This window comes from Archangium sp. (assembly GCF_036277355.1).
Taxonomy (GTDB): Bacteria; Myxococcota; Myxococcia; order Myxococcales; family Myxococcaceae; genus Archangium.
This window is the reverse complement of the sequence record NZ_DASUNC010000019.1, coordinates 41,924-64,950: the sequence shown is the minus strand read 5'-3', so window position 1 is coordinate 64,950 and position 23,027 is coordinate 41,924. Positions and strand designations below refer to the sequence as shown.

Here is a 23,027-nt window from a genome sequence, read left to right as displayed (position 1 = left end):
GCAGTCTAGCGGGGCCGCAGTTGCTCCACATCCCCGGCGAGCACCCTTTCCAGCGAGCCCCCGGCCGTCCGCACCAGCAGTGCACCCGACGTGTCGATGTCTTCAGCCACACCGCGCAATTCCGACCCGCCGGTACGCACCAGCACCTCCTGGCGCAGCGTGGCGGACAGCTCCTTCCAGCGCGCGCGCACCGGCTCGAAGCCCACCTCGTGGTGCAGATCCAACCACTCCTCCAGGCGGCCCCAGAGGGACGCGGTGAAGAGGGCCCGGTTGACGCGCCGGCCCAGCGCCTGGGAGAGCGACGTGGCGGTGCTGGCCACCTCGGGCGGGAAGTGCTCGGGGCCCGCGTTGAGGTTCACGCCGATGCCCAGCACCACGAAGTGCACCCGCTCCGGCTCCGCGGACAGCTCCGTGAGGATGCCCGCCACCTTGCGGCCGCCGATCTGCACGTCGTTGGGCCACTTGATGAGGGCGTCGGCATCCGCCTCGCGCAGCGCCTCGGCGAGCGCCACCGCGGCCACCAGGGTGAGCTCGGGGGCGCGCTGGGGCGGCAGCTCCGGCCGGAGGATGGCGGAGAAGTACAGGTTCAACCCGGCCGGCGACACCCACGTGCGGCCCCGGCGGCCCTTGCCCGCAGTCTGTTGATCGGTGATGACCACCTCGCCGTGCTCGGCACCGTCCGCCGCCAGCCGGAAGGCGGCCTCGTTGGTGGACGGCAGCGACTCGTGGAAGTGGATGCTCTGGCCCAGGTCGTGAGTGGACAGCAGCGGCGCCAGCTCCAGCGGCGAGAGCCGATCCGGCACGTCCACCAGCCGGTAGCCCCGCGCGGGCACGGCGTCGATGCGGTAGCCCTTCTCGCGCAGCGACTGCACGTGCTTCCACACCGCGGTCCGGGACAGGCCCAGCTTGGCGGAGAGCGCCTCGCCCGAGAGGAACTCCTCCCGCCCGTCCGCGAGGAAGCCGAGGATGATCTCCTGCTGCGTCTGCTCGGCGTTCTCCGTGACACCCATGCCGCGAACCTCCCTGGAAAAAGGGCTCCCAGGGTAGGGATCGGCGGCCCCGCTTTCAACAGGCCCCGCCGGGTGGTGAACCTTCGCTCGGATGCCCGCCTGCCCTCCTAACGGCTGGCGAGCAACACTCCCGGGCCTTCCTCGATGCGGATGACCTGGGTAGGTGCACGTGTGCTGCGCAGTGAGTCGATCCACTGCACGGCGGCCGAGACGTCCGCCTCGCGGGTGTCGTGGGTGAAGACGACGATGGTGGCGTGCGCGTCCGCGGGACGAGGCGGGCGCTGGAGCACCGAGTTGATGCTCACCCCCTTCTCGCCCAGCACGCTGGCGATGCGCCCCAGCACACCGGGCTCGTCGCTCACGGAGAAGCGCAGGTAGACGGGCCCGCGGCGCTCCCCGGAGGACAGCAGGGGCACGTCGTGGATGTGGGGCGGGCACGGCAGGGGCAGCCGCCCGGAGACGCCGGCCAGGAGGTTGCGGCAGGTGTCGATGATGTCGGACACCACCGCGCTGCCCGTGGGCAGGTCTCCGGCGCCCCGGCCCGAGTAGAGCGAGGCCCCCAGCGCCGCGGACTGGAGAAGCACCGCGTTGAAGGCGCTGCTCACGTCCGACAGGGGGCTGGCCGAGGGGATGAAGGCCGGGTGCACGCGCACGTCCAGTCCCTCGGGGGCCCGGCGCGCCGTGGCGAGCAGCTTGAGCACGTACCCCGCCTCGCGCCCGTAGGCGATGTCCGTGGGGGTGAGGCTCGTAATCCCCTCCACGAGGATGGACTCGGGGGACACGCGCGCGGAGAAGGCCAGCGAGGCCAGCAGGCACAGCTTCTGCGCCGCGTCCATGCCGCTCACGTCCAGCGTGGGATCCGCCTCCGCGTAGCCGAGCTCCTGCGCGCGCCGGAGCGCGTCCGCGTAGCTGGCCCCCTCGTTGGCCATGGCCGAGAGGATGAAGTTGGTGGTGCCGTTGACGATGCCGGTGAGCGACTCCACCCGGTCCGACGCGAGCGCCTCGCGCAGCGTGCGGATGATGGGGATGCCGCCGCAGACGGCGCCCTCGAAGTGCACGTCCACCCCGCGCGCCAGGGCCTTCGAGTAGAGCGCCTCTCCGTACGCCGACAGCAGCGCCTTGTTCGCCGTCACCACGTTGCGGCCCGAGGCAATGGCCTGCTCGAGGTACTCGCGCGAGGGGCTCAGCCCTCCCATCACCTCCACCACGACGGAGACGTCCTTGTCCTCGAGGATCGTCTTCATGTCATGGGTGATGAGCGAGGCGGGCACGTCCTCGGGCCGCGCCTTGCCCGCGTTGCGCACCAGCACGTGGCGCACGCGCACCCGGGCTCCCAGGCGGCGCTCGATGTCCTTCGCGTGGTTGGCGAGGATGCGGTACGTCCCCAGTCCCACGTTGCCCAGTCCCAGCAGGGCGATGCCGATCTCTTTCACGTGACTCCCTCCCCTGCGTTGTTCAGCGGCCCGATTCCTGGAGCTTGTAGGACGCCAGCTCCAACCACGTCTGCGGCAGGCGCTCGCCGTTGCTCTTCTCGGCGGACACGTCGATGCGCACCAGTCCCACGCCCTCGGCGAAGGTGAGCGCGTTCACCAGCGTCGTCTCCGCATCCACGCGGTTGCGCGCCTCCACCCGCACACAGTGCTGGAAGGAGCCCGCGGGCGCCTCGCAGGGCACTCCCGCCTGGAGGATGCGGTAGCGCTCGGTGGAGGACACGGACACCACGTTGGTCCACTGGGTGCCCTCGGTGAGCGGTCCGCGCAGCAGGTAGCGCTTGCGATCCCTCACGCCGAAGCCGTCCACCGAGAGCTGCCCGCCCTGGTTGTCGTGGAAGTACCCGTCCTCCTCCTTGAGCACCTCCACGTCCACCGTCCGGTCCGCGCGGCCGTTGACCCGGTACGTCCAACGGTTGCCCACGGCCAGCGGGTAGTACGCGGCCAGGGAATTGGCGGCGGGACGGGTCTCCCGCTCGGCCACCTGCTGCCGGCTCGAGGAGCATGCGCCAGCACCCACCACCAGCAGCGAGGCCCCGAGGCCCCACCGTACGACAGACGAAAGCTTCATAGGTGTCAGTGTTCCGCGCGGTCCGTGCCGCGCGCCTCCGGAGCAGAGAGCTTGCGTGATGCCAGGAGTGTATCCAGTGCCTGCTGGGCCGCGGCCTGCACATCCGGCTGATCGTGGCCCTGGGCCACGGTGAAGAGGTATGCCTCGGCCTCGGGTCCGCCGATCTCCCCGATGGCGAAGACCACCTCCTGCACGAAGCCGATCTCCCGATCCTTCACCAGGTCGATGAGCGCGGGCACCGCATCCCGCGCCTTCATCTCCGCCAGCGCGCCGATGGCCTGACGCACCGTCTGCGGATCGTCTTCCTCCTGGAGCTGGCTGATCAGCAGCGGCGCCGCCGCGGGGTTGCGCCGGTCCGCGAGCACGCGCAGCGCGAACTGGCGGATGCGGTCATCCTGGGACCGCAGATCCTGAAGCAGCGCCGCGTCCGGGCGATCCACCGCCGCCAGCTGGAGCGCGGCCGCCTGCGTCACCTGGCTGAGCGCACGGCGAAGGGCCTCGCGCAGGGCCTCGCGCCGGGCCTCGGCGTCCTTGCGCTCCACGCGCACCTCGCCCAGCCCCACCACCTCGTAGCGCTGATCGGTCTCCTCGCCCCGGCGCTCCATGGACAGGGTGACGCCCACCTCGGCGAAGGAGTACGCGCTGCCGTCCTTGAGCGCCTCACGGGTGAAGGGCAGCTCGAGCGTCAGCGTCCAGGCGCCCTGGGCACGCTTGTCCTTCCCGCCCTTGTCGCCCTCTCCGAGCAGCTCGAAGCGGCGGCTGTCGCGCAGCGTGCGGGCGAAGAGGTCGTGGACGTCCGTCGAGGCCCAACCGAGCAGGCCGTTGTCGACCAACGTCGCGCCCTGGATCGAGATGCGCGCGACCGGAAAGCTCGGCTCCCGCGAACGGCAGGCGCCGAGCATCAGGGCCATCAACACCATGAGCAGGCCGGGCTTCATACCGGCCTACCCTAACGCACTCCCGCGCGCCTCTCACGCGGGAGCGCGAGAACCTCAGGCGTTTCCACCCTCCGGCGAGCCGCTCCCCGAGGAAGCAGGCCCGTTGGCGGGGCTCGCGGGCTCCGGCTCCGAGGGCGCACGGGCCCCCTCGGCGACGGACTCGGCCTTCTCGGCGGCCACCCGGGCGTACTCCTCCGCGGCGGTGCGCTGGGCCTCGGCCGTGGCGGCGCTCTCCACACTCGGGAAGGGCGACTGCCACTCGGCGGCCGTCCTCGTGGCCTCACCCGGAGCCGCGAGGCCCTCGGCGCCCTCGGCGGACGTGGCCCCGGCGGCGGCGGCGGCACCCTCGGCGGGAGCGGCACCCTCGGCGGGAGCGGCACCCTCGGTGGACGTCACCCCAGCGGCGGCACCCTCGGCGGGCGTCGCACCCGCGGCACCGGCCTCACCCGGCGCGCCCTCTGGACCCCGGCCACCCCGGCCGCGACGGCCCCGGCGGCGGCGGCGGCGGCGCTTGCGCTCACCCGCGGCGGCGCCCTCTCCCGGCGCACCCTCGGGCTGTCCACCCCCGGCCACGAAGGCGCTCGCGGCCTCCAGATCCTCGTCCTCGCCCTCCTCGTCCCCCTCCTCGCCCTCCTGCTCCTCGGAGAGACCGGCGGGCGCGGTGGCCTCGGTGGGCGCGACGGCGGCGGCACCAGCACCAGCACCAGCGGCTCCGGCGGCCTCGGCCTGCTCTGCCTGGGCGGCGGCCTGACGCTCGCGGCGGCGCTCCTCGCGGCGCTCCTCCCGCTCACGCTTGCGCTCCTCCCGCTCCCGCTGACGCTCCTCGCGGCGCGACGGCGCGGCCGGCTCGGCGGTGCCAGCCTCGCGCGGAGTCTCGGACTCCTCGGCGCCCTCCTCGCCCTCGTCGGCGCGGGCCTGCTTCTCGCGCTGGCGCTCCTCGCGGCGCTTCTGGGCCTCGTCGGCCTCGAGCTTCGCCACCTCGAAGAAGCGCTCGTCCACGTCGTACAGCTCCACCGTGGTGACGGTCACCGCGGCCTTGGCCTCGAGGAACTTCTCGCCGAGCGCGTCCCCGCACCAGAGCATCACCAGCGAGCCGCTCGCCTGGGCCTCGGTGCGCGCATCGCCCCGCACGTCCCCGGCGCTCGCCAGCAGGCCCACCTGCGCCGAGTAGTGGCCCAGGTCCTTGCGCAGCTCCTGCACCGCCTTACGATCCAACGACGGCGTGCCCTTGAGCATGCGGATGGCGTAGCGCAGATCCACGCTGCCCTCGCGCTTGCGCGCGGTGAGCAGCGGGCCTTCCTTGGAGCGCTTGGCCACCTTCAGCTCGCGGAAGCCCAGCGCGTGCATCATCTTCACGACGGACTTCTCGAAGGCGCCCACCTCCAGTTCGCCCAGGCGCTTGCGCAGCACCCGCGCCACGGCCTTGCGCGCGTCCTTCACCGCGGCACGCGCCGTGGTCAGCAGCGCGGCGTCGGCCTGGGCCTCGGGCGTCGCGGCGGCGGCGGCACTTGCCCTCGGCAGCACCGGACGGCCGTCCTCGAGCGGAATGCCCAGCGCGGCGGCGAAGGCGGCCTGCAGCTCCAGCGGCGGAGCCTCGCTCGGCGCACCGGCACGCTCCAGCGCCACCGCTCCCGTCTCCTTCGAGAAGGAGAACTGGGGCCGGCGGCCCGCGTCGATGCGGCGCTGGTTGTCCTCCAGCAGCGCGGTGAGCAGCGCCTCCACCGTGGCGTCCTCGGCGGCCAGCTCCTTGGTCCGCGCCTGCTCCAGGATCTGGTCCGGGCGCAGGGCCTGGTCGGCCTCGCTGAGGATCTCGAACACCACCTCCGGAATGGGCGGGAAGCGGCGGCGGCGGCCACCCCGTCCCTCCTCCTCCTCCTCCCGGCGGCGCTTGCGCTCGCTGCCACGGCCGGCCACCCGCACGTTGTCCGTGCGCGGCTCCGGGTGACGCTCGACCGGCCGCAGGGGCGGCAGGCTCTCTTCAGGATGGGCTTCCATCACCCCCGTCAGCGCCAGCGCCTCGGCATCCTCCGGCAACGCCCAATCGGCGAGCGCGAAGGTGTCCTTGGCGGTGACGACCACCTTGCGATCGCGCGTCCTGCGGGCCATCGCCGCGAGCCGCGACAACATCGTCAGCTCGGGCGTCTTGCCCACGTGGGACAGCAGGTTCTGGGCGATCGACTTCTCGGTGATCTCGAGGAAGGTGAGGGGACGTCCTTCGCTCTCCAGCACGCGGAGAGCGGCCTCATAAAAAGTCATCGGCTAATTCCCCAACAAAATCGAACGGTTACAAAAATGTAGGTCCGTATAGGCGGCGGATGCTAGCCATCGCTATTCTGGGTTGTCAACGAATGGGGAAGGGATGATCCGCTTTCGCATCGGACATCGGTGGAAGCGCGAACCCGCGGAGGCGCCGCACGATTCCGTTTCGCTGGAGCTGGACGGGGTCAATCTGCTGCCCGGAGCGGTGGAGGAACCGCTCGTGGAGGCGGTGCCGGCGCTCGTGGAAGCCGTGACGGGGCTGCACGCGGGAGGGCGCCGGCTGGCGCAGGTGTCGCTGACGGAGGCGCACCTGGAGCTGGTGCTGCGCCGTTCAGGAACGGACATCGAGCTGCAGGTGGCGAGCCTGTCGCGGCCGGCCCGGCTGCTGCGCCCACCGCTGAGGCTGGACGCGGAGGAACTGGCGGAGGCGGTGCGGGTGGGAGGACAGGGGTTCCTGGACGACATCCGGAAGGTGGCCCCCCGGAGACTGGCGGGGGCGGCCGAGCAGGCCCTCGAGCGGGCGCTGAAGCAGCTGGAGGAGCCGGTCCACTTCCGGGAGGAGCGGCGTCCCGAGCCCTTCACACGGCGGGTGGCGCCACCGGGGGTGCCCGGCTTCGGCTTCGCGCTGGACGACGCGGATGACGTGCTGCGGCGCTCGGCGAAGGAGAAGGGCCCGGCGTTGGCGTCGCTGCTGTGCCCGGGAGAGGTGTGGCTGTCGCTGCCGGAGCGGCCGGTGGCCTGGCGCGCGCCGGGGCCGCCCTTCCTGACGGCGCTGGAGCTGGCGCGGCAGGCGGCGGACCTGGCGCGGGCGGTGGAGCTGGGCGAGCCGCGCTTCGGCCTGGAGCCCGCGGGGGTGCGTCCGGAGCTGACGCTGGACCTGAAGGCGGGCGAGGCGCGGCTGGGCGGGGCCACCGTCCCGCTGACGGGCCAGGCGCTGGTGGAGGCCATGTACCACCTGGGGCAGGCGCTGGGGGTGGCCATGTCCGAGCGCGAGCGGGCCCTGGCGGGCAACCCGTACCTGGTGGAGCTGGCCGAGCGCTGCCGGGAGGGGCTCTCGCACCTGCGCGGGCCGGTGCAGCCTCCCGAGGAGAGTGGGATGGCGATGGCCCGGACGGCCCTGTCCACGGCCGCCTCGCGCCCGTTGAAGGTGCCGGGACGCCTGCGCCGTCTGCGCTTCGATGACTTGTGGGTGCAGCGCAAGCTGGCGGACGCGGACCAGGGGCGGCTGATGCTGGGACGCCAGGGGCCGGTGTACTCGGCGCCGCAAATGGCGTGCGCCTTCGAGCGCAAGTCGGGCAAGCAGATCTGGCGGCGGGCGGCGACGCACGGCGTGGCGGCCTCGACGGACGGCTACAGCCTGGCGGCGAGCGCCGTGCGCGTCTGCGGCTTCCTGGGCCGGGGCGCGGGCGCACGCTGGCTGCATGATCACGATGGGCTGCGCATCGGCCCCCAGTTGCTGCGGCAGGACGGGCTGCTGCTCACGCTGTCGGATGATCGGATCGCCCTGGCCTACAACGAGGTGACGGGCCGGGAGATGTGGCGCCTGACGCCTCCGCGCACGCGGCGCAGCCACCTGAGCCTCCACGCCCACCGGGCGCTGCTGGCGACGGACTCGGGGTACCTGTACGGGTTGGATCTCTCGGATGGCCAGGTGCGCTTCCGGGTGAGCGCTTCCCTGCCCTTCCTGGGCGCCCCGGTGCCCTGGGGACGGCGCTTCGTGGCCACCCTGGGACAGGGCTCGCACTTCGCGCTGCTGCTCTCGGACGCGCACACGGGCGAGGCGGCGTGGACGTACGAGATGTCACTCGCCCTGCCCTCGGCGCCGCTGCCGAGCGGGAAGCGGCTGTACGTGGCCGGGGAGCTGGAGGGCGAAGGCGTGCTGCTGTGCCTGGATGCGAACGGCCAGACACGGTGGCAACGGACCCTGCACCTGGGGCCGGGGCCCTTCGCGCTGGCGAGGCTGCCGGGCGGAGTGCTGGTGACGTCGGCGTTGGGCGCGGCCACGCGGGTGAACGACGAGGGCGAGGTGGACTGGCGCGTGGGCGCGGCGGGCGAGCAACTCACCAAGGCGCTGCAGCCCATCATCTCGCGGGGGGTGGTGCTGGTGCCGGGCGAGCGCGTGCGCGCGGTGGATCCGGACAGCGGCAACGTGCTCGCGGAGGTGCGGGCCGGCGCGGGCCTGATGGCGCTCCAGGCCGATGCCCAGCTCAACCTCTACTTCCTGGACGAGCTCGGCACGATCTCGGCCTACCGGCTCGTCTCCCACTTCGCGGTCGTGAGTAGTTGAGAGTCTGGAGGCAGGTCATGAGCGTCACCCACGCATGGCGCCAGTTCGCGGCGCGGCTCGGGATCGAGCACCCCCTCATCCAGGCGCCGATGGCGGGCGTCACGACGCCGGAGCTGGTCGCCGCCGTGTCGAACGCGGGCGGGCTGGGCTCCATCGGCGCGCCCTACATGAAGCCCGCGGACATCGTGCGGCTCGCGCGGCGGGTGCGCGAGCTGACCGATCGGCCCTACCAGATCAACCTCTTCGCGCCCCAACCCGCGCCCGCCCCGGCGGACCCGAGCCGGATGCTGGCCGAGCTGGCGCGCTACCACCAGGAGCTCGGGCTCGAGCCGCCGCGGCCCCCCACCTCGCCGTTCCCGCCCTTCGAGGAGCAGGTGGACGCCGTGGTGGAGAGCGGAGCGCCGATCTTCAGCTTCACGCTGGGGATTCCACCGCACGCGGCACTCGATCGGCTGAAGGCGCGAGGCGTGGTGCTCCTCGGGACGGCGACGAACGTGCGGGAGGCGAAGCTGCTGGAGGCGGCGGGAGTCGACGCCGTGGTCGCGCAGGGCAGCGAGGCGGGCGGACACCGGGGCACGTTCGCGGAGCCCTTCGAGGCGGGGATGGTGGGCACCATGGCCCTGGTGCCCCAGGTCGCCGATGCCGTGCGCCTCCCGGTCATCGCGAGCGGAGGCATCATGGACGGGAGGGGGATCGCCGCCGCGCGCGTGCTCGGGGCGAGCGGCGTGCAGCTGGGCACGGCGTTCCTCACCTGCCCCGAATCGGGCGCCACGGCCGCCTACAAGGCCGCGCTCCGGGAGGCCCGGGATGACTCGACGGTCATCACCCGCTCCCTGTCCGGCCGTCCGGCCCGGGGCCTCGCCAACGCGCTGTCGGAGGCATTCCGGGAAGAGGGCACCCTCCTCCCCTTCCCGCTCCAGCACGCGGCCACGGGAGCACTGCGAAGCGCCGCGGCGGCCCGGGGGGACCCCCGCTTCATGACGCTCTGGTCGGGTCAGGCCGCCGCGCTCTCCCGCGGCCTTCCGGCGGCGGAGCTGGTGCGGCAGCTCATCGCGGAGTCCGAGCGGCTGGGATGACGCAGCGCCGAGATGTCCGGCTCAGGTGCTCTCGCGCACGATGCCCTGCCGGATGAGCTCCCTGGCCAGGAAAGGGAAGTGTCTCTGGATGTAGCTGAACTGCACCTCGCGGCTCTGGAAGAGCTCGTAGTAGGCGGCCCGGGCCTGGATGAATTCGTCGTCATTCAGGTCCAACAGCTCAATGGTCTCCTCGACGCGCTGATGCAGGTCTTCAGGTAGCCCTTCCGCCGGAATGACCTGAAGCGTGGAGAGCTCGAGCGCAAACCAACCATCCTGGACCTCGAACGGATCGAGCACGCGCTCCAGTGCGTTCTTGCGTGCATTCATCCGGAGGCAGGCGAGCCGGTAGTTGGACCACTCGTACGTCAGATCGCGATGCTTCGACTTCGGCAGGAGATGATCGACGGAGCGCGCGCCCGTCCCTCGCGGGATGTAGAGACTCGAGTAGGCACAGACGCCACGATAGGCGTGCCAGAGCTGCAGTGCGCAGTGTTGCCAATGCGGACGCAGTTCACCGTCCGGTGAAGCGAGATCGGACTGGCCCGGCTGACGGACCTTGGAGTCGAAATCCGGCGGCTCGGGCTGGGGCTCGACGTGGATCACGGCTCGATCCCCGCGGCCTCCGCACGGGCCAGCCAGCGAGGCCAGAAGGGATCCGTGTCCTTGAGCAGCCGGTAGAGCTCGTTGTGGATCTCCCGCACCTTCTCGATGGGCAGCTGCGGGTCCTTGAGGGCGGCCTTCGCGCGGGTGATGGCTTCCTCAGCCTCCACGGAGCGGGGTTCCTTGAGGTCGAAGACTTCCGACGTGAGCCAGGCGTTGGCATCGCCCCGAGGCCGCCAGTCGGCGCGCGTGACCTTCACCTCGCCTCCGACGAGGTCGAACATGAAGAGCGCGTCCTGCTCCGGGTCGAAGTGGGGCTCGACGGAGGCCAGCAACATCGGCGCGTGGGTGACCGCGAGGATCTGCACCTTGACGTCGGGACGCAGCTCACCGGCCACGGACAGCAGGGACGGCAGGATGAGCCGCTGCCAACGGGGGTGAAGGTGTGCCTCCACTTCGTCCACGAGCAGCACGAGGGATTTGGACGTCTCCTCCCGAAAAAGCTCGGCGGCTCGTTGGTGTTCCTCCCAGGCCCAGACGAGCAGGTAGGCCAGCCCCACGATCCGTTTGACCGCGGCGGATGCGTGGGTGAGCGGAACGGTGCCGTAGGGCAGTTCCAGCGTGGGAATATCCCGCACGTCGTCGATGCCGATGCGCGTGGGTTCTCCCGGAGTCAGAGGCTCCTGATCATCCGAGGAGAGCACCCGTAGGACACGTCGCAGACGATCGAAGGACTCCGACCTCTTGAGCTGCCAAGACACCCAATCGCGGATGAGCCCGTTACACACGACGCGGCCATTCCGCTCCAGGCCGTCCCAGAGTTCCTCGCGTGAGAACGCATATTCCGGCAATGGCGTCTGCACGCGCGACTGCCAGTGTGGGTTGTTCCGGATGGGATCCCACACGGAGAAACTTCCATCCACACGCGCGTAGAGGGTCAATGCCTGATGGGCTGCGAAGCCACCCGGATCGATCGGATAAGGCGGAATGGTTTGAGAGAAGCGATGACGAACGCCGTCATCCCTGACGATCGAGGCCTCGACCCTGGGCTTTCCCGGCCAGTCCTTCCTGGGCAAGGCGGTAAGCGACTCCCATTTTTGAGAAGTCAGCGCCCACCACGCCAGATCGAGCACGAACGTCTTGCCGAGGCCATTGTCCCCGGTCAGCAGGTTGAGACGCGGGGCGAACGAGAACGACATCCGAGGGCTCGGCCCCACTCCCTCCAGCTTCAGCCCTTCGAGCATGCCGCGTCCTCCTCACGCGAGGAGTAGCACCGTAGCGCGCTGAATCAAGAGCGGAGGCGGCGAGTGGCACCCCGAACAAGCCGCGGTGCCACCCGCCCGAGCGTCCCAGCCGGGCTACTTCTTCTGCGCCTTCGAGGGATCGATCTCCTCCTCGGAGCGCTCGGTGACCTCGGCGCCCTCCCACTTCTCACCCGCGCCCAGCCGCCACTCGGAGGGCACGTCCAGCTTCCACACGTAGGTGGCCGTGACATCGCCGCCCGACGCCGCGCGCGAGCCCACGTTGAAGGTGATCTCCATCTTCTTCACCTCGCTGGGCACCAGATCCATGTCGTAGTGGCCCAGCACCATCTGCGGCGGGAACTCGGCGATGAAGCGCTCGGGGTAGTCGATCTTCATGGACGGGTCATCGCCCGTCATCTCGCCGATGAGCTTCCCCCGCTCGTCGGTGAGCTTCCACTGCGTCTTGAACGAGGCGCTGGTGACCATCTTCTTCACCTTGCCGTCCGTGCGCTCCTCGCGGTGCGCGCCCCAGAGCGCCAGCTTCAGCCGCACCTGCGGCCTGTTGAGCACCGTCACCCGCTCCGAGCCGATCACGTCCAGGCGCATGCCCTTGTCCGTGGCCGTCCACTCCGGCTTGTAGCGGCCCTCGCGCATCTGATCGAACACCTTGCGCGTGTACTCGTAGTAGGCCTTGCGGTCCGCGGCGCGATCCTCCTTCTCGCCGCGCTTCTCGAGCTCGACGAGGTACGAGTCGAAGTCCTTGCTCAGCTTGAAGCGGTTCTGGTGCGCGCTGATCTGCTCGAAGTACGTCTTGAAGAAGGGCGCGAGCTCCTGCCGGTACGCGGCCTCGTCCGGGTTGGTGCGCATCCAGCCCACGCGCTCCAGGTAGGCACTCTGGATGCGGGCGAACTCCGCCTCACGCTGGGCCTGCAGCGCCTTGGCACTCGAGGCGCGGTACGTCATCAGCGCACCGATGAGGACACCGGCGATGATGACGATGACTCCGAAATAACGCTTCACGCGGAGATGCTCCTGTCTCTGGAAATGACGGCCGTAGTGATATGAGACCTCCTTCGCGTGTACCAGACCACCGGCAGCGTGGCGTTACCGGTTGCTCTTCCTCTAGAGGAGGGCGGCCTTCTGGGCGGGGCCCAGCTCGCCTGGTCCGCCTACGGTGAGCGCTCCGGCGACAATGTTGCGGTGCTGCTGCACGACCTCACCCACTCGCACCGGGCCCTGGAGCCCGTGGAGCAGGCGGCCTTCCGGCCCTCGGGCTGGGGCACGGAGCTCGCCGGCGAGGGTCGGCCGCTGGACACGTGCACGCAGCACGTGGTGGTGCCCAACCTGCTCGGCAGCCCCTTTGGCTCGACCTCGCCGGTGACGGTGGACGCGCGGGCGGGAGTGCCCTACGGCGCGGCGCTGCCCACGGTGACGGTGACGGACATGGCGCGCGCGGTGGCGGCCATGCTCCGCGGCATGAAGGTGGAGCACGTGCGGGCCCTGGTGGGCGTGGGGCTCGGAGGGATGGTGGCCCTGCGGCTCGCGGCGCTCTTCCCGGAGCTGCCGGCGGCGGTGGTGGTGCTGGGCGCCGCGCGCACCCTGCCCGAGGCCCTGCGCGAGCGGCTCGGCCTCACGCGCCACCTGCTGCGGTTGGATCCGGACTTCCACGAGGGCCAGTACGCGCCGGGCCACGGGCCGAAGCGGACGCTGCGCAAGCAGTACCTGGAGTACCTGCGCCTGGTGCACGGGCCCTCCGCCGAGCAGGCGCTGGAGGCCGAGGCGGACGCCTTCGCGGAGGGCTTCGACGCGAACACGTGGGCGCTGCTGTGCACGGCCTACGCGGGAGGAGACGTCTCCGAGAGCCTGGCGCGGGTGCGGGCGCCGGTGCTGCTGGTGGCGGCGGCGGAGGACGCGCTGGCACCGCCATCCCGGGTGCGCGACACGTACCACCTGCTCAGCGCGGCGGGCGTGCGGGCGCACTACCACGAGTTGCCCGCGCCGAGCACCCACGCGAGCCTGCTCACCCAGGCCCGGCGGCTGCACGGCCCCATGCGGGACTTCCTGCGCCGCCGGAGCTGAGCGCTACCGCTGCACGGGGGGATGGACCAGCCGGCCGCGCAGCGCGCCCACGAGCATCCCGATGGCGATGTCGTTGTTGCCACCGTGGGGGACGATGATGTCCGCGTGGTGCTTGGAGGGCTCGACGAAGCCCATGTGCATGGGGCGCACGTGGCGCAGGTACTGGCTCACCACGTGATCGAAGTCGCGCCCGCGCTCGTGGATGTCGCGCTCGAGCCGGCGCAGGATGCGCAGATCATCGTCGGTGTCCACGTAGATGCGCACGTTCATCTCGTCGCGCACCGGCTTCATGTGCAGCACGAGGATGCCCTCGATGAGGATCATGTCCCCCGGATCCACGCGCACGGTGTGCTTCTGCCGGGTGGAGGTCACGAAGTCGTAGACCGGCTTCTGGATGGGCCGGCCCGCCTTCAGCTCGCGCAGGTGCTCGACGAGCAGGTCCGTGTCGAAGGCGTCCGGGTGGTCGAAGTTGACCTCCCGGCGCTCGGCCAGCGTCAGGTCCGACAGGTCCCGGTAATACGAGTCCTGATCGATGAAGGCCACGCGGCAGTCGGCGAGTGCATCGCGGACCTTCCGGGCGACCGTCGTCTTGCCGGAAGCGGTACCACCGGCGATGCCAACGACGAGGGGTGACGACATGAGCCGCAACTACCGCAGCAAGGTGGGCACGCGCAAGACTGCGTCTGAAACCGGACAAATCCGGCCTCGGGCCTTGTGTCGGACCCCCGACACCTCTCCCTCGAACTCGAATCCATCACCTTTACTGATTCCAACCATAAGCCCATTCTCCAATCGGAGCGCACCTTCCTCGCGACCACGCCTTCGAGGCTCCCCGGGCCCAGGCCCGGACCCATCGCAACCGTTGGGGGGAAGCCCATGCCAACCGGTGACTTCGTCGCAGGTGTCCGTCGACTGGGGCTCGTGGTGGTGCTGCTGGCCGCGAGCGGCTGTGAACCGATGGAAACGGAACCCGGGCCCGAGCCGCTCGCCTGGCGGGCCCACGCGGTCAAGGACCTGAACACCACCAATGGCCTGTCGCTCAACGGCCTGTCCCTCAATGGGCTGTCGCTCAACGGGCTCCCGCTCAACGGCCTGTCCCTCGACGGACTGGCCACGGCCCGGTTCGACGCCTGGTTCCAGACGAACCCGGAGCTGCACGACACGGTGATGAAGTACGTGGTCCGCTGCGCCGTGCCGGCCGGAGTGAGCCGCACCTATACGTCCGCCACCACGGGCCGGAGCTGGAGCTGGACGGGGACACTGGGCCTCGCGCCGGACTGGAGCAACGGCGCGCCCGTCACGCTGACCGAGCAACGCATCATCTCGGCGTGTCTGGCGGCCCACGTGGACAAGTACGAGCTCCACATCCGCATCTCCGTGCAGGGCCTGAGCGCCACGGGCGTGGCCATCCCCACCTCGGACGGGGAGCTGTCGCTGTTCTCGGAGAAGGAGGCCTGCTTCTTCGGCAACGTCTTCAACGCCGAGGGCGTCTACGCCGGCAACGACGGGCGCCCGCTCAACGAGCGGGAGAGCACCGCACGCGCCTGCGCCCTCTCCAGCAGGAGCGACACGGAGGCGCAGCCGTGTGCTCCCCTCCTGCGCGTCGAACTGGACTGCGCGAGGTTCTGCACCCTGGATGCCTCGCGGCGCTTCTACGTGTCCTGCACCTACGACGGCATCACCTACCCGGCCATCACCACGCGGCTGCTCCGCTCGGACATCTACACGTGCGGGGATGGCGTCTGTCAGGTGACGGAGAAGTGCGGCACGGGCGAGACGTTCGACAACTGCGGCAAGGACTGCGGCCCCTGCCCCTGAGCCAACCCGCGCGGCTCAGCCCCGGCGCAACACGCCCAGGGCCCTGCCCTCCGCCAGCACCGCGGCGGGAAGCTCCTCCACCGCCCGGGGCGCCTGCGCGAGCGAGCGCACCGCCTGCAACAGCGAGGGCGCCACCGGGAGCACCTCCAGTCCCCTGCCCCTGCGCCGTACGACGAAGGTCCACGGGCCCGGAGCCGGACGCCGCGCCACCTGCGCGAGCGACTCGAGGCCACTCACGTCCAGCACCTCGCACGCCCACGCCCGCCCCGTGAGGTGACGGCGCAGGGACTTCGCGGCGAAGACGAGCTCCGTGAGCTCCACCGGGAAGGAGCCCACGCGCACGTCCTCGGCCAGCCCCACCTGCCCCGGGCCGGGCGCCGGTGCGGGCCGCGTCATGAAGGCGTTGGGCAGGAAGGTCTCGAACGTGACCGCCGCCGCGGCGCCCTCGTCCGGATGCTCGCGCAACTGGCGCCGCGCCCAGGACGCGAAGGCATGCCCCGGCGAGCGGCCCAGGCCCTCGAAGAGCTCGCGGAACTCCTTGGAGGCGGTGAAGGCGCGCAACCCCTCCCGCGTGCCCGCGAGCAACAGCCGCGATACCGGCCAGTCCCGGTCCAGCGTCTCCGCCACCACCGCGAGGCGGAAGTCCGTCTCCGCCCGGGCGCCCTCCCCGTCGCTCCCCGTCTCCACCTTCACGCCGTAGCCGATGTCGTAGAGGGACCACGGCTCGCTCTCGCGGGTGAGGGCCGGCGCGGGCTCCTTCACCGGCGTGAGCGCGAGCGGTGGCTTCCGCGCGGCGGGCACCAGCTTGCGCAGGCGGCGCAGCGTGAGGGCGGCCACCTCGGAGGGGTGTCCGTCTCCCTCGAAGGTGACGGCGCGCAGCGAGGGGCAGCGCGGCAACAGCGACTCCAGCAGGCCGAAGAGCTCCTCGCGCACGGGCTGGGTGTGGTCATCCACGTAGTAGCCCCGCCCGTTGCGCCGCGTGATGACACCGCCCGCGAGGTGGATTTCGATCACCTTGTCCAACGGGAAGCCGTCGAGCCCCGTCTCCAACGGCAGCCCGGCGGCGAGCTGGTAGCTGAGCAGGTGTCCCAGATCGATCAGCAGCGGCAGACCGGTGCGCGCGTGCACGCGGGCCATGAAGTCCAGCACGTGCAGCTCGCCGCGCTTCGCGAAGGCGGCGGGGTTCTCCAGCGCGAGCGGCACGGACAGGTGCGACTGGACGTGGAGCGCGTGGGCCACGCTGTCGCGGACGCCGGCCTCGGTGAAGGGAGGCGTGAAGTAGAGGTAGCCCGGGAAGGGCTGCCCGCCCGCGTGCCACCAGCCGATGTCGTTGCCCACCCAGGCGCTGCCCACGGCTCGCGCGTGCGCGTCCAGGTCCGCGAGTGCCTTCACGGGCTCCAGCTCGGGGCCGTAGAGGTTGAGGTGCACGGGGTGGAAGAGCACCGGCACGTCGGCGCGGCGCTCCCACATCTCGGGGAAGAGCGAGGCGTGCCGACGCGTCTCGTCGAGCGACAGGGGGGCGCTGTACTCGACGTAGTCGAAGAGGCCGGGCGACTCGGCGAGCAGCCGGTAGGGGTGCGGCTGGTCCGCCGCGTCGAGGTTGCTGCTGAGGCCCAGCCCGCGCCAGGGGAGCTGCCAGGCAGCCGCGTCAGAGTGGCTCATGGAGCGTCAACCCTACAGGGGGCAGCACCCATTCACAGCACTCCCGACATCCCCTCTCCCTCTGAGAGGGCCAGGGTGAGGGTCTTCCCCTCCGCGCACCGGGGAGCTGCCCGCCTTGTTCGCCGCCTGGGAGGCTCCGCTCGGAGCCTCTCCGTGCCACGAGACGACCTCTTCCTCGAGAGGGGGAGCACTCCGCGCGCCAATGACCTATGCTCGACGTTGGACCCCCTACCCCAGCACACATCGGCGGCTGGGAAGCGTCAGTCCTTGCTTCCGGCCGTCGGCTGCCGTAACTCGCCCCGCATGCTCGCGCACTCGGTCGTGAATGGAACCAAGACCTGGACCACCCCGAACGGGGAGCTGCGGCTATGGCAGCCCGCCCCCCACGTCATCGTGACGCGGTTCCAGGGAGCGATGTACGACGCCCACCTGGCCCACCTCGCCATGATGAGCATCGAGGGAATCGTCTCCACCCAGACGAAGACGGACGTCTTCCACGACTGGGAGGAGATGGAGCTCTACGCCACCGAGGCGCGGACCATCATGACGGAGCGCGCCATCCCGCTCGCGCCGAAGCTCAACTCGCTGAGCGTGCTGTTCGGCTCGAAGGTGGTGCTGATGGGCGTGTCGCTGGCCAGCCTCAAGCTGGGCGGCATCAACACGTACACCAGCCGGGAAGACTTCGAGCAGGCCGTGCAGCAGGCCGCGGCGTCCCGGCCCGGGACGTTCAAGCCGCCGCACTGAGGCCCGCGTCGTGATCACCCACGTGGTGTTCGACTTCGACGGCACCATCGCCAACTCGAGGTCCGTGGTCATCGCCGCGTACAACCAGGTGGCGCAGAAGCATCGGTTCCACCCGATGGTCGAAGCGGACATCCCCGTCTTGAGCAGGCTCTCCATCCCGGAGAGGTGCCGCAAGATGGGCGTCCCGCTCTACAAGCTGCCCTCGGTGATGGTGGAGGTCGCCCGGAGCTACAAGAACGTCATGGGCTCGTTGGTGGCCTTCGACGGCATGCTCCCCGTGCTCCAGACGCTCCACCGCCACGGCCTCGCGGTCGGCATCATCTCGACGAACGATGCCGAGAACATCCAGCGGTTCCTGGCCAGGAACGGCATGGAGGCTGTTGTCCAGCGCGTGCACTGCTCCAGCAACCTGTTCGGCAAGGACAAGGTCATCTCCCGGTACCTGAAGACGTACGGGCTGACTCCCGAGCAGGTGCTGTACGTCGGGGATGAGGAGCGGGACGTGGTGGCCTGCAGGAAGACGAAGCTGCGCGTGCTGTCCGTGTCGTGGGGGTTCGAGGCCCTCGACGTCCTCACGCGCGCGGGCCCGGACTCCATCGCCCACCAGCCCGCGGACATCCTCCAGTGGGTGGCGCAGCTGAACGGGTTGCCTCACCTGGCGTAGGCGCGCTCGAGGATCCGCCCGGCATCGAGGCCGCTCGCCTTCGCCACCTCCACGTCCAGGCCCTCGCCGTGTCCCTGGCCCCGCTCCTCGAACGAGACCTCCCGGTTCACAAGCAAGTACCAGGGCGCGTCTTCCAAGTGCGTATCATGGGATGTCTCCACCGGAGGCCCTCATGACGCCAACACTGCTGGTGTTGCTGCTGCCCTCCCAGGCGGAACGGCCTGATGACCCGCCTGCCGGTGCGATGAAGCCACCGCTCCCTGCCTCACTGGCGGGGAGATGGCACTACCTCACGCGCGTGGAGGCCTCCGGACTGGTGCTGTTACCGGGCGGCGGGGCGGAAGGGCCGGGCCCGGGCGCCTTCGCTTCCGTGAACCTGGGAGTGGACCATGCCCGCTGAGACGGCGCGCAACCGGGCGGCCTTGCTATTTTGCGGCGTCCTGCTGGCCACGGGCTGCGCCACGGTGACATCTCCCGTGGGGCGCGGCGCATTCCTGGAGAACACCCCCCTTGGTGTGCACGGCCCCTCATTGGCAGGTGAGCTGCGGGGTGACCACACTCGGGGCACGGAGGTGGCCATGGTGAGCCCGGCGGAGATGGCCGTGCGCGCGGTGGCCAGCGGTGCGGTGCGGGTGGACGCCTTCGAGGAACTGCTGCTGCTCTCGGGTCTGGACAACTTCAACGACTTACCCCCGCGAGGCGTGCCCCTCACGCCCCAGGAGGCGGCCCGGGTGCTGACGGTGCTGATGAACAAGCCCGTGACGCCAGGCTCGTTCCCGCCACGAATGGCCGTCTGTCACCTGCTGCGTGAGGTGCTGGAGGAAGGGGATGTCTCCCGCGAGAAGCTGCTGCGCCGCGTGGAGCGCTTCAAGAGCGTGGCCGTGCTGCGGCCGGATGGCTACCTGGCCTGGACGCTCAACGGACGCACGCAGCAGAAGGTGGGGCCGGTGGAGTGGAAGGAGGAAGCCTTTCGCGCTGGCTCCTTCGAGCTGGGCCGCTTCTACACCGCCAGCGGGTGGGTCTTCCGGCAGGCGGATGCGCAACTGCGCCCCGACATGGAAGGACCCGGGCTGGCCGAGGTGTACGACGACGCCGACTACATCGGCCGCTCGCTGGATGGCGCGGAGGAGGCTTTCGTCGATCTGTACCACGCCATGGGCCAACTGCTCTCCCACCCGTCGGACAGCATCGCTTCGCTGCGACACCTCCCGGCGGGAGTCGCGGCCCTCATCGCCTCCTCGCCCGAGTACCTCGAGCGTTTCCGGTACATGACTCGAGGCGAGCAGGTGAAGGCGACATCCAAGCTGCTGACCAATCTCATTGTCACGTTTGGCACGGCTGGGGGCACCACCAGCACGTTGACGCGGACGTTGGGCGGGCTGGAGGCCACCGTGCCGGTGCTGTCCCTCTCGGCCGAGGGCCTGCTGATGGTGGAACGCGTGGTGGTGCCCGTCGGCAAGGTGGCCACTGTTCTGCGGGGTGGGCCGGGGACGGCCATCATCCTCCAGAAAGTCGGCGAGACCTCGGCGAAGAACTCGAGGTCACCCCAGAGAACGCCCCCCCGGATTGAGGATGGAAATTTGAAGGAGGGCTGGCAGCATATTGAGGCCAGGCACATTTCAGGCAATCACCCGAAGGGCCCGGGTGATCTCTTTGCGCCGGGAACAACCCGCCAGCAACTGGCGAAGGCAGCCGAGGAGATTGTCGAACATGGAACTCGCATCTCACGGCCCGGCGACCGTATCCAATCCTTCCAGATGAAGATAAAAATCAATGGGAGGAGAGAGCTGGTTCAAGTTGTGGTGGACTCGGATGATGCGAATCGGGTCATCACCATGTTTCCTATCAAGGGAGGCGGATGAAATGGTCGCATTCCAGTGTGAATGGGTCGACGAGCAGATGACCTCAGAGCGATCAGGATTTGATCTTGGTCACATGACTTTCACGGGAGAAAAAGGAACCTGCACGTCGCGTGGGAAGACCCCAGATCAGGCAATGATGCTGGCCGTCGCCATCAAGGAACTTCTCTATGGATTGGAGACGCTATTGAACGGAGCTCAGTCTGAGTACAAGTTCGTCGGAGCGGACTCCTCTTTCTCCGTTTGGTTCAAGAAGTCCAAGCGTGGGCATCTCTCAGTTCGTTGCGGAACGACAGAACTTAGCGAAGCCGGGTCCACAGAACTCTGCAAATCCATTCTACAGAGCGCTGAGACATTCTTTGCCCAACCCGGAAATGAGCTTCCTATAAACGACCCTGTCCGAGAGGATCTCTTGTACTCTATTCAGAGTCTCAAACGTTGTCTCCACGAGGGATGAAAACGGCCTGTGAGCCTGCCCCGGTTCCGTGGCTCGCCCGCCGAACGGGTTGCCTCACCTGGCGTAGGCGCGCTCGAGGATTCGCCCGGCATCGAGGCCGCTCGCCTTCGCTGCCTCCACGTCGAGCCCCTCTCCGTGACCCTGGCCCCGTCCCTCGAAATAGACCTCCCTGTCTCCGAAGTGCGCGGTGCGCGGACAGGCGGGGAGCTTCAGCGCGGAACGCAGAAGCTCGCACGGCTGCGATTCAGCGACGTCGAACATCGCGCCCCCCTCCCGTCCCGTGCGCAGGTAGTGCACGCGTCCTTCCGCGAAGCGCACCGCCGTCACTCCCTGGCCCAGGAGCGATTCCACCTGCCCGCGTGGACGTGTCTCACTCCACGGCTCCTGGCCTCCTTGTGAGAACGGCAGCCACTCGCGCCAACGCAAAGGCTGTGCCGCGAGCGCTCGCTCCTCCTCCGGCTGCACGCGCACGGTCCCGAGGAACGTCTGGCAGTGCGTGGTGTCGCAGACCGGCCGGCTCGGGTGGCGGCTGTGGGCGTATCGCTCGTTGTGCGCCACCACTCGCGCCAGTGCCACCCTCGCCTCGCCCTTCAACGATGCGTCCTCCGCTGCCACCACTCCCGCCGTGTATTGCAGCCGTGTGGTGCGGAACAGGAAGTCCGAGCCCCTCCGCGCCTTGAGGGCATTCGGGTTGATGGGCACTCCAGCGGGCGGCTTGTAGGGCGGCGGCGGAGATTTCGTGAAGATACCAGCGTAGTCGCGGCCGGTGGGCGCGTCCGGGAAACGCACGCGCCACGGGCTCCCGAGGCACACCGCCGCCCCCTTCGCCGCGAGCGGCTCCAGCTTCGTGAAGCCCTCGGGGACCGCTCTCGGCGTGCCCTGCTCCAGGAAGAAACCGGCGCCCTGGCACCGGGCCTCGATGACTTCCGGCTGCACCAGTCCCAGCACCTGCACCCGCGCGGCCTCCAGCCCGCTCCGCTTCTTGCGCACCTTCGCCAGTACCTCGGGCACCTCGTCCGCGAAGGCGCGCGGCATCTTCCCCGGCCGCGCCACCACCGCCACCAGGTCCTCGTCCACCGCGACGATCCACCCGAGCAGCGGCCGGCTCCGCGCGTCCCGCACCGTCCCCGTCTTCGCCGCCACGCCCGCGTAGGCCTTCGATGCCGGCAGCTCGGACAGCGTCCCACGTGCCGCGCTGCCCGCGAGCACCTCCATCAGATCCGGCCGCGCTTCGGCCAGCAGCCGGTACGCCTGGGCCAGCCCCCACGGAGAGAGGCGCAGCGTCGCGCGCAGTCCGATGGCGTCCGCCATGTCCAGGGGCTCGCCCGACAGGCCCACCGCGGTCAGCACCGCGCCCCAGGGACCGAAGGCCCTCGGCGCGCTCCCCTGCCCCTCCCAGTCCAGGAAGTACCCGTTACACGAGCGCACCAGCGCCGTCTTCGCATCCACCTTCCCGGGCAGCCGCTCGCCGCACACCCACTCGGGTACCTCCGCTCGCGGAGACAGCACCGGCGGCGGTGCCGCGCTCCCAGCCACAACGAAGGGCTTCAGCGTCGAGCCGAAGGGCATCGCCGTACGGATGTCCCCCTCGGAGAACAGCAGCTCTCCCGAGTGGCGGCTGAGCACCACCGTGGCCGAGGCCGCTGCCTGCACCGCCACCCCGGCCAGCTCGTCCACCGACAGCGGCACCGCCCAGCGGGCCCCGTCCTGGCATTGCCGCAACCGGCGCGTCAGGGCCTTCGGAAAGCCCGTGTCCTCGTTCAGCACGCGCGCCAGGGCCCGCCGGGCTCGCGGCGTGTCCACGTCCGGGTTGCGCGCCAGCTCCGCCGAGGCGCTCGCCAGCGACTGGTAGGGCGCCTCCCGCCACTCGGCCAGCTCTCCGCTCACCGCCAGCGCGAAGGCCTCGTGGAACAGCCGGTCCTCCGCCGAGGCCGGGCACGCCCACCACAGCAGTTGGTGCGCCAGCTCGTGCCGCAGCGCCACGCGCAACCGCTCGTCCAGCACCCCGGGCGTGCCCTGCCGCAGCTCCACCATTCCCGGCCGCCCCTGCCCGTTGCGCGAGGGCAACATCCCCTCGCCCCGGCGCAGCCAGATGTTCACCGGCGCCCGACCCGGAGTGCCCCCGGCCTCGGCCACGTAGCGCGCCTCCAGCGCCTTCCACGTGGACTCGGCCTCGGCGCGCAGCTCCGCCTCGGGCGTCACGTCTCCCCTCGTGAGGAAGACAGGGGTGGCCGCCAGCACGGCGACCGTCACGGCGGCCCACCCCATC

At 70.3% G+C, this 23,027-nt stretch carries 20 protein-coding genes; 8 read left to right on the top strand and 12 right to left on the bottom strand.

The annotated features are described in order from the left end of the window. Positions 1 to 5 precede the first annotated feature (5 nt). The 5 genes from VFZ09_RS05340 to VFZ09_RS05320 all read right to left on the bottom strand — a co-directional run bounded on the left by VFZ09_RS05340 (position 6) and on the right by VFZ09_RS05320 (position 6,265). Entirely contained in the window at positions 6 to 1,010 is a 1,005-nt protein-coding gene (locus tag VFZ09_RS05340; protein ID WP_329726389.1) for a biotin--[acetyl-CoA-carboxylase] ligase, read from the bottom strand. 107 nt (positions 1,011 to 1,117) lie between these two features. Beyond that, positions 1,118 to 2,443, bottom strand: a complete 1,326-nt coding sequence (locus VFZ09_RS05335; protein ID WP_329726388.1) for a homoserine dehydrogenase — start codon at positions 2,441 to 2,443, stop codon at positions 1,118 to 1,120. 22 nt (positions 2,444 to 2,465) lie between these two features. Beyond that, positions 2,466 to 3,071, bottom strand: a complete 606-nt coding sequence (locus VFZ09_RS05330) for a hypothetical protein (RefSeq protein ID WP_329726387.1) — start codon at positions 3,069 to 3,071, stop codon at positions 2,466 to 2,468. 5 nt (positions 3,072 to 3,076) lie between these two features. Next, positions 3,077 to 4,009, bottom strand: a complete 933-nt coding sequence (locus VFZ09_RS05325; protein WP_329726386.1) for a HEAT repeat domain-containing protein — start codon at positions 4,007 to 4,009, stop codon at positions 3,077 to 3,079. Positions 4,010 to 4,063: 54 nt separating this feature from the next. Continuing rightward, positions 4,064 to 6,265: an HTH domain-containing protein gene (locus tag VFZ09_RS05320; RefSeq protein WP_329726385.1), complete on the bottom strand. Its 2,202-nt coding sequence runs from the start codon at positions 6,263 to 6,265 to the stop codon at positions 4,064 to 4,066. A gap of 103 nt (positions 6,266 to 6,368) precedes the next feature. On the opposite strand from VFZ09_RS05320, the gene VFZ09_RS05315 reads away from it, so the two are divergent. Together VFZ09_RS05315 and VFZ09_RS05310 are read left to right on the top strand one after the other, a co-directional pair. Beyond that, positions 6,369 to 8,555 (top strand): PQQ-binding-like beta-propeller repeat protein, encoded by a 2,187-nt coding sequence (locus VFZ09_RS05315; protein ID WP_329726384.1) that lies wholly within the window; start codon positions 6,369 to 6,371, stop codon positions 8,553 to 8,555. 17 nt (positions 8,556 to 8,572) lie between these two features. After that, complete coding sequence (locus VFZ09_RS05310) at positions 8,573 to 9,631, top strand: nitronate monooxygenase (protein ID WP_329726383.1); 1,059 nt, start codon at positions 8,573 to 8,575, stop codon at positions 9,629 to 9,631. A 21-nt stretch (positions 9,632 to 9,652) separates the two neighbouring features. Here VFZ09_RS05310 and VFZ09_RS05305 read toward each other — a convergent pair whose 3' ends face one another. The 3 genes from VFZ09_RS05305 to VFZ09_RS05295 all read right to left on the bottom strand — a co-directional run bounded on the left by VFZ09_RS05305 (position 9,653) and on the right by VFZ09_RS05295 (position 12,495). Beyond that, entirely contained in the window at positions 9,653 to 10,234 is a 582-nt protein-coding gene (locus tag VFZ09_RS05305; RefSeq protein ID WP_329726382.1) for a hypothetical protein, read from the bottom strand. Beyond that, positions 10,231 to 11,364, bottom strand: coding sequence for an AAA family ATPase (locus tag VFZ09_RS05300; RefSeq protein WP_329726381.1), 1,134 nt, complete (start codon positions 11,362 to 11,364; stop codon positions 10,231 to 10,233). Before VFZ09_RS05300 ends, VFZ09_RS05305 begins: the two co-directional genes overlap by 4 nt. A 225-nt stretch (positions 11,365 to 11,589) precedes the next feature. Further along, positions 11,590 to 12,495, bottom strand: coding sequence for a hypothetical protein (locus tag VFZ09_RS05295; protein ID WP_329726380.1), 906 nt, complete (start codon positions 12,493 to 12,495; stop codon positions 11,590 to 11,592). A gap of 57 nt (positions 12,496 to 12,552) precedes the next feature. Here VFZ09_RS05295 and VFZ09_RS05290 point away from each other — a divergent pair, with 57 nt between their 5' ends. Then, the gene (locus VFZ09_RS05290; protein ID WP_329726379.1) at positions 12,553 to 13,554 is read left to right on the top strand and encodes an alpha/beta fold hydrolase; all 1,002 of its coding nucleotides are present in this window, start codon (positions 12,553 to 12,555) and stop codon (positions 13,552 to 13,554) included. Between the two features lie 3 nt (positions 13,555 to 13,557). Here the strand turns inward: VFZ09_RS05290 and udk are convergent, their stop codons facing one another. After that, the gene (gene udk, locus VFZ09_RS05285; RefSeq protein ID WP_329726378.1) at positions 13,558 to 14,193 is read right to left on the bottom strand and encodes a uridine kinase; all 636 of its coding nucleotides are present in this window, start codon (positions 14,191 to 14,193) and stop codon (positions 13,558 to 13,560) included. A 237-nt stretch (positions 14,194 to 14,430) separates the two neighbouring features. Between udk and VFZ09_RS05280 the strand changes: the two genes are divergently transcribed. Next, positions 14,431 to 15,372, top strand: a complete 942-nt coding sequence (locus tag VFZ09_RS05280) for a hypothetical protein (RefSeq protein ID WP_329726377.1) — start codon at positions 14,431 to 14,433, stop codon at positions 15,370 to 15,372. A gap of 15 nt (positions 15,373 to 15,387) precedes the next feature. On the opposite strand, the gene VFZ09_RS05275 is transcribed toward VFZ09_RS05280, so the two are convergent. After that, positions 15,388 to 17,034 carry a DUF692 domain-containing protein gene (locus VFZ09_RS05275; protein WP_329726376.1) on the bottom strand — a complete coding sequence of 549 codons (1,647 nt, stop codon included), beginning with the start codon at positions 17,032 to 17,034 and terminating at the stop codon, positions 15,388 to 15,390. Positions 17,035 to 17,301: 267 nt separating this feature from the next. Here VFZ09_RS05275 and VFZ09_RS05270 point away from each other — a divergent pair, with 267 nt between their 5' ends. Together VFZ09_RS05270 and VFZ09_RS05265 are read left to right on the top strand one after the other, a co-directional pair. Continuing rightward, complete coding sequence (locus tag VFZ09_RS05270; RefSeq protein ID WP_329726375.1) at positions 17,302 to 17,778, top strand: hypothetical protein; 477 nt, start codon at positions 17,302 to 17,304, stop codon at positions 17,776 to 17,778. A gap of 10 nt (positions 17,779 to 17,788) precedes the next feature. After that, the gene (locus VFZ09_RS05265; protein WP_329726374.1) at positions 17,789 to 18,442 is read left to right on the top strand and encodes an HAD hydrolase-like protein; all 654 of its coding nucleotides are present in this window, start codon (positions 17,789 to 17,791) and stop codon (positions 18,440 to 18,442) included. On the opposite strand, the gene VFZ09_RS05260 is transcribed toward VFZ09_RS05265, so the two are convergent. After that, positions 18,430 to 18,558, bottom strand: a complete 129-nt coding sequence (locus VFZ09_RS05260; RefSeq protein WP_329726373.1) for a hypothetical protein — start codon at positions 18,556 to 18,558, stop codon at positions 18,430 to 18,432. The two genes, VFZ09_RS05265 and VFZ09_RS05260, sit on opposite strands and share 13 nt — an antisense overlap. 56 nt (positions 18,559 to 18,614) lie before the next feature. Between VFZ09_RS05260 and VFZ09_RS05255 the strand changes: the two genes are divergently transcribed. After that, a complete protein-coding gene (locus VFZ09_RS05255) occupies positions 18,615 to 18,842 on the top strand; it encodes a hypothetical protein (RefSeq protein WP_329726372.1) in 228 nt (75 codons plus the stop codon). Continuing rightward, entirely contained in the window at positions 18,832 to 20,304 is a 1,473-nt protein-coding gene (locus VFZ09_RS05250; protein ID WP_329726371.1) for a hypothetical protein, read from the top strand. Before VFZ09_RS05255 ends, VFZ09_RS05250 begins: the two co-directional genes overlap by 11 nt. A 508-nt stretch (positions 20,305 to 20,812) precedes the next feature. Here VFZ09_RS05250 and VFZ09_RS05245 read toward each other — a convergent pair. Further along, positions 20,813 to 23,026 carry a SpoIID/LytB domain-containing protein gene (locus VFZ09_RS05245; RefSeq protein ID WP_329726370.1) on the bottom strand — a complete coding sequence of 738 codons (2,214 nt, stop codon included), beginning with the start codon at positions 23,024 to 23,026 and terminating at the stop codon, positions 20,813 to 20,815. Position 23,027 lies beyond the last annotated feature (1 nt).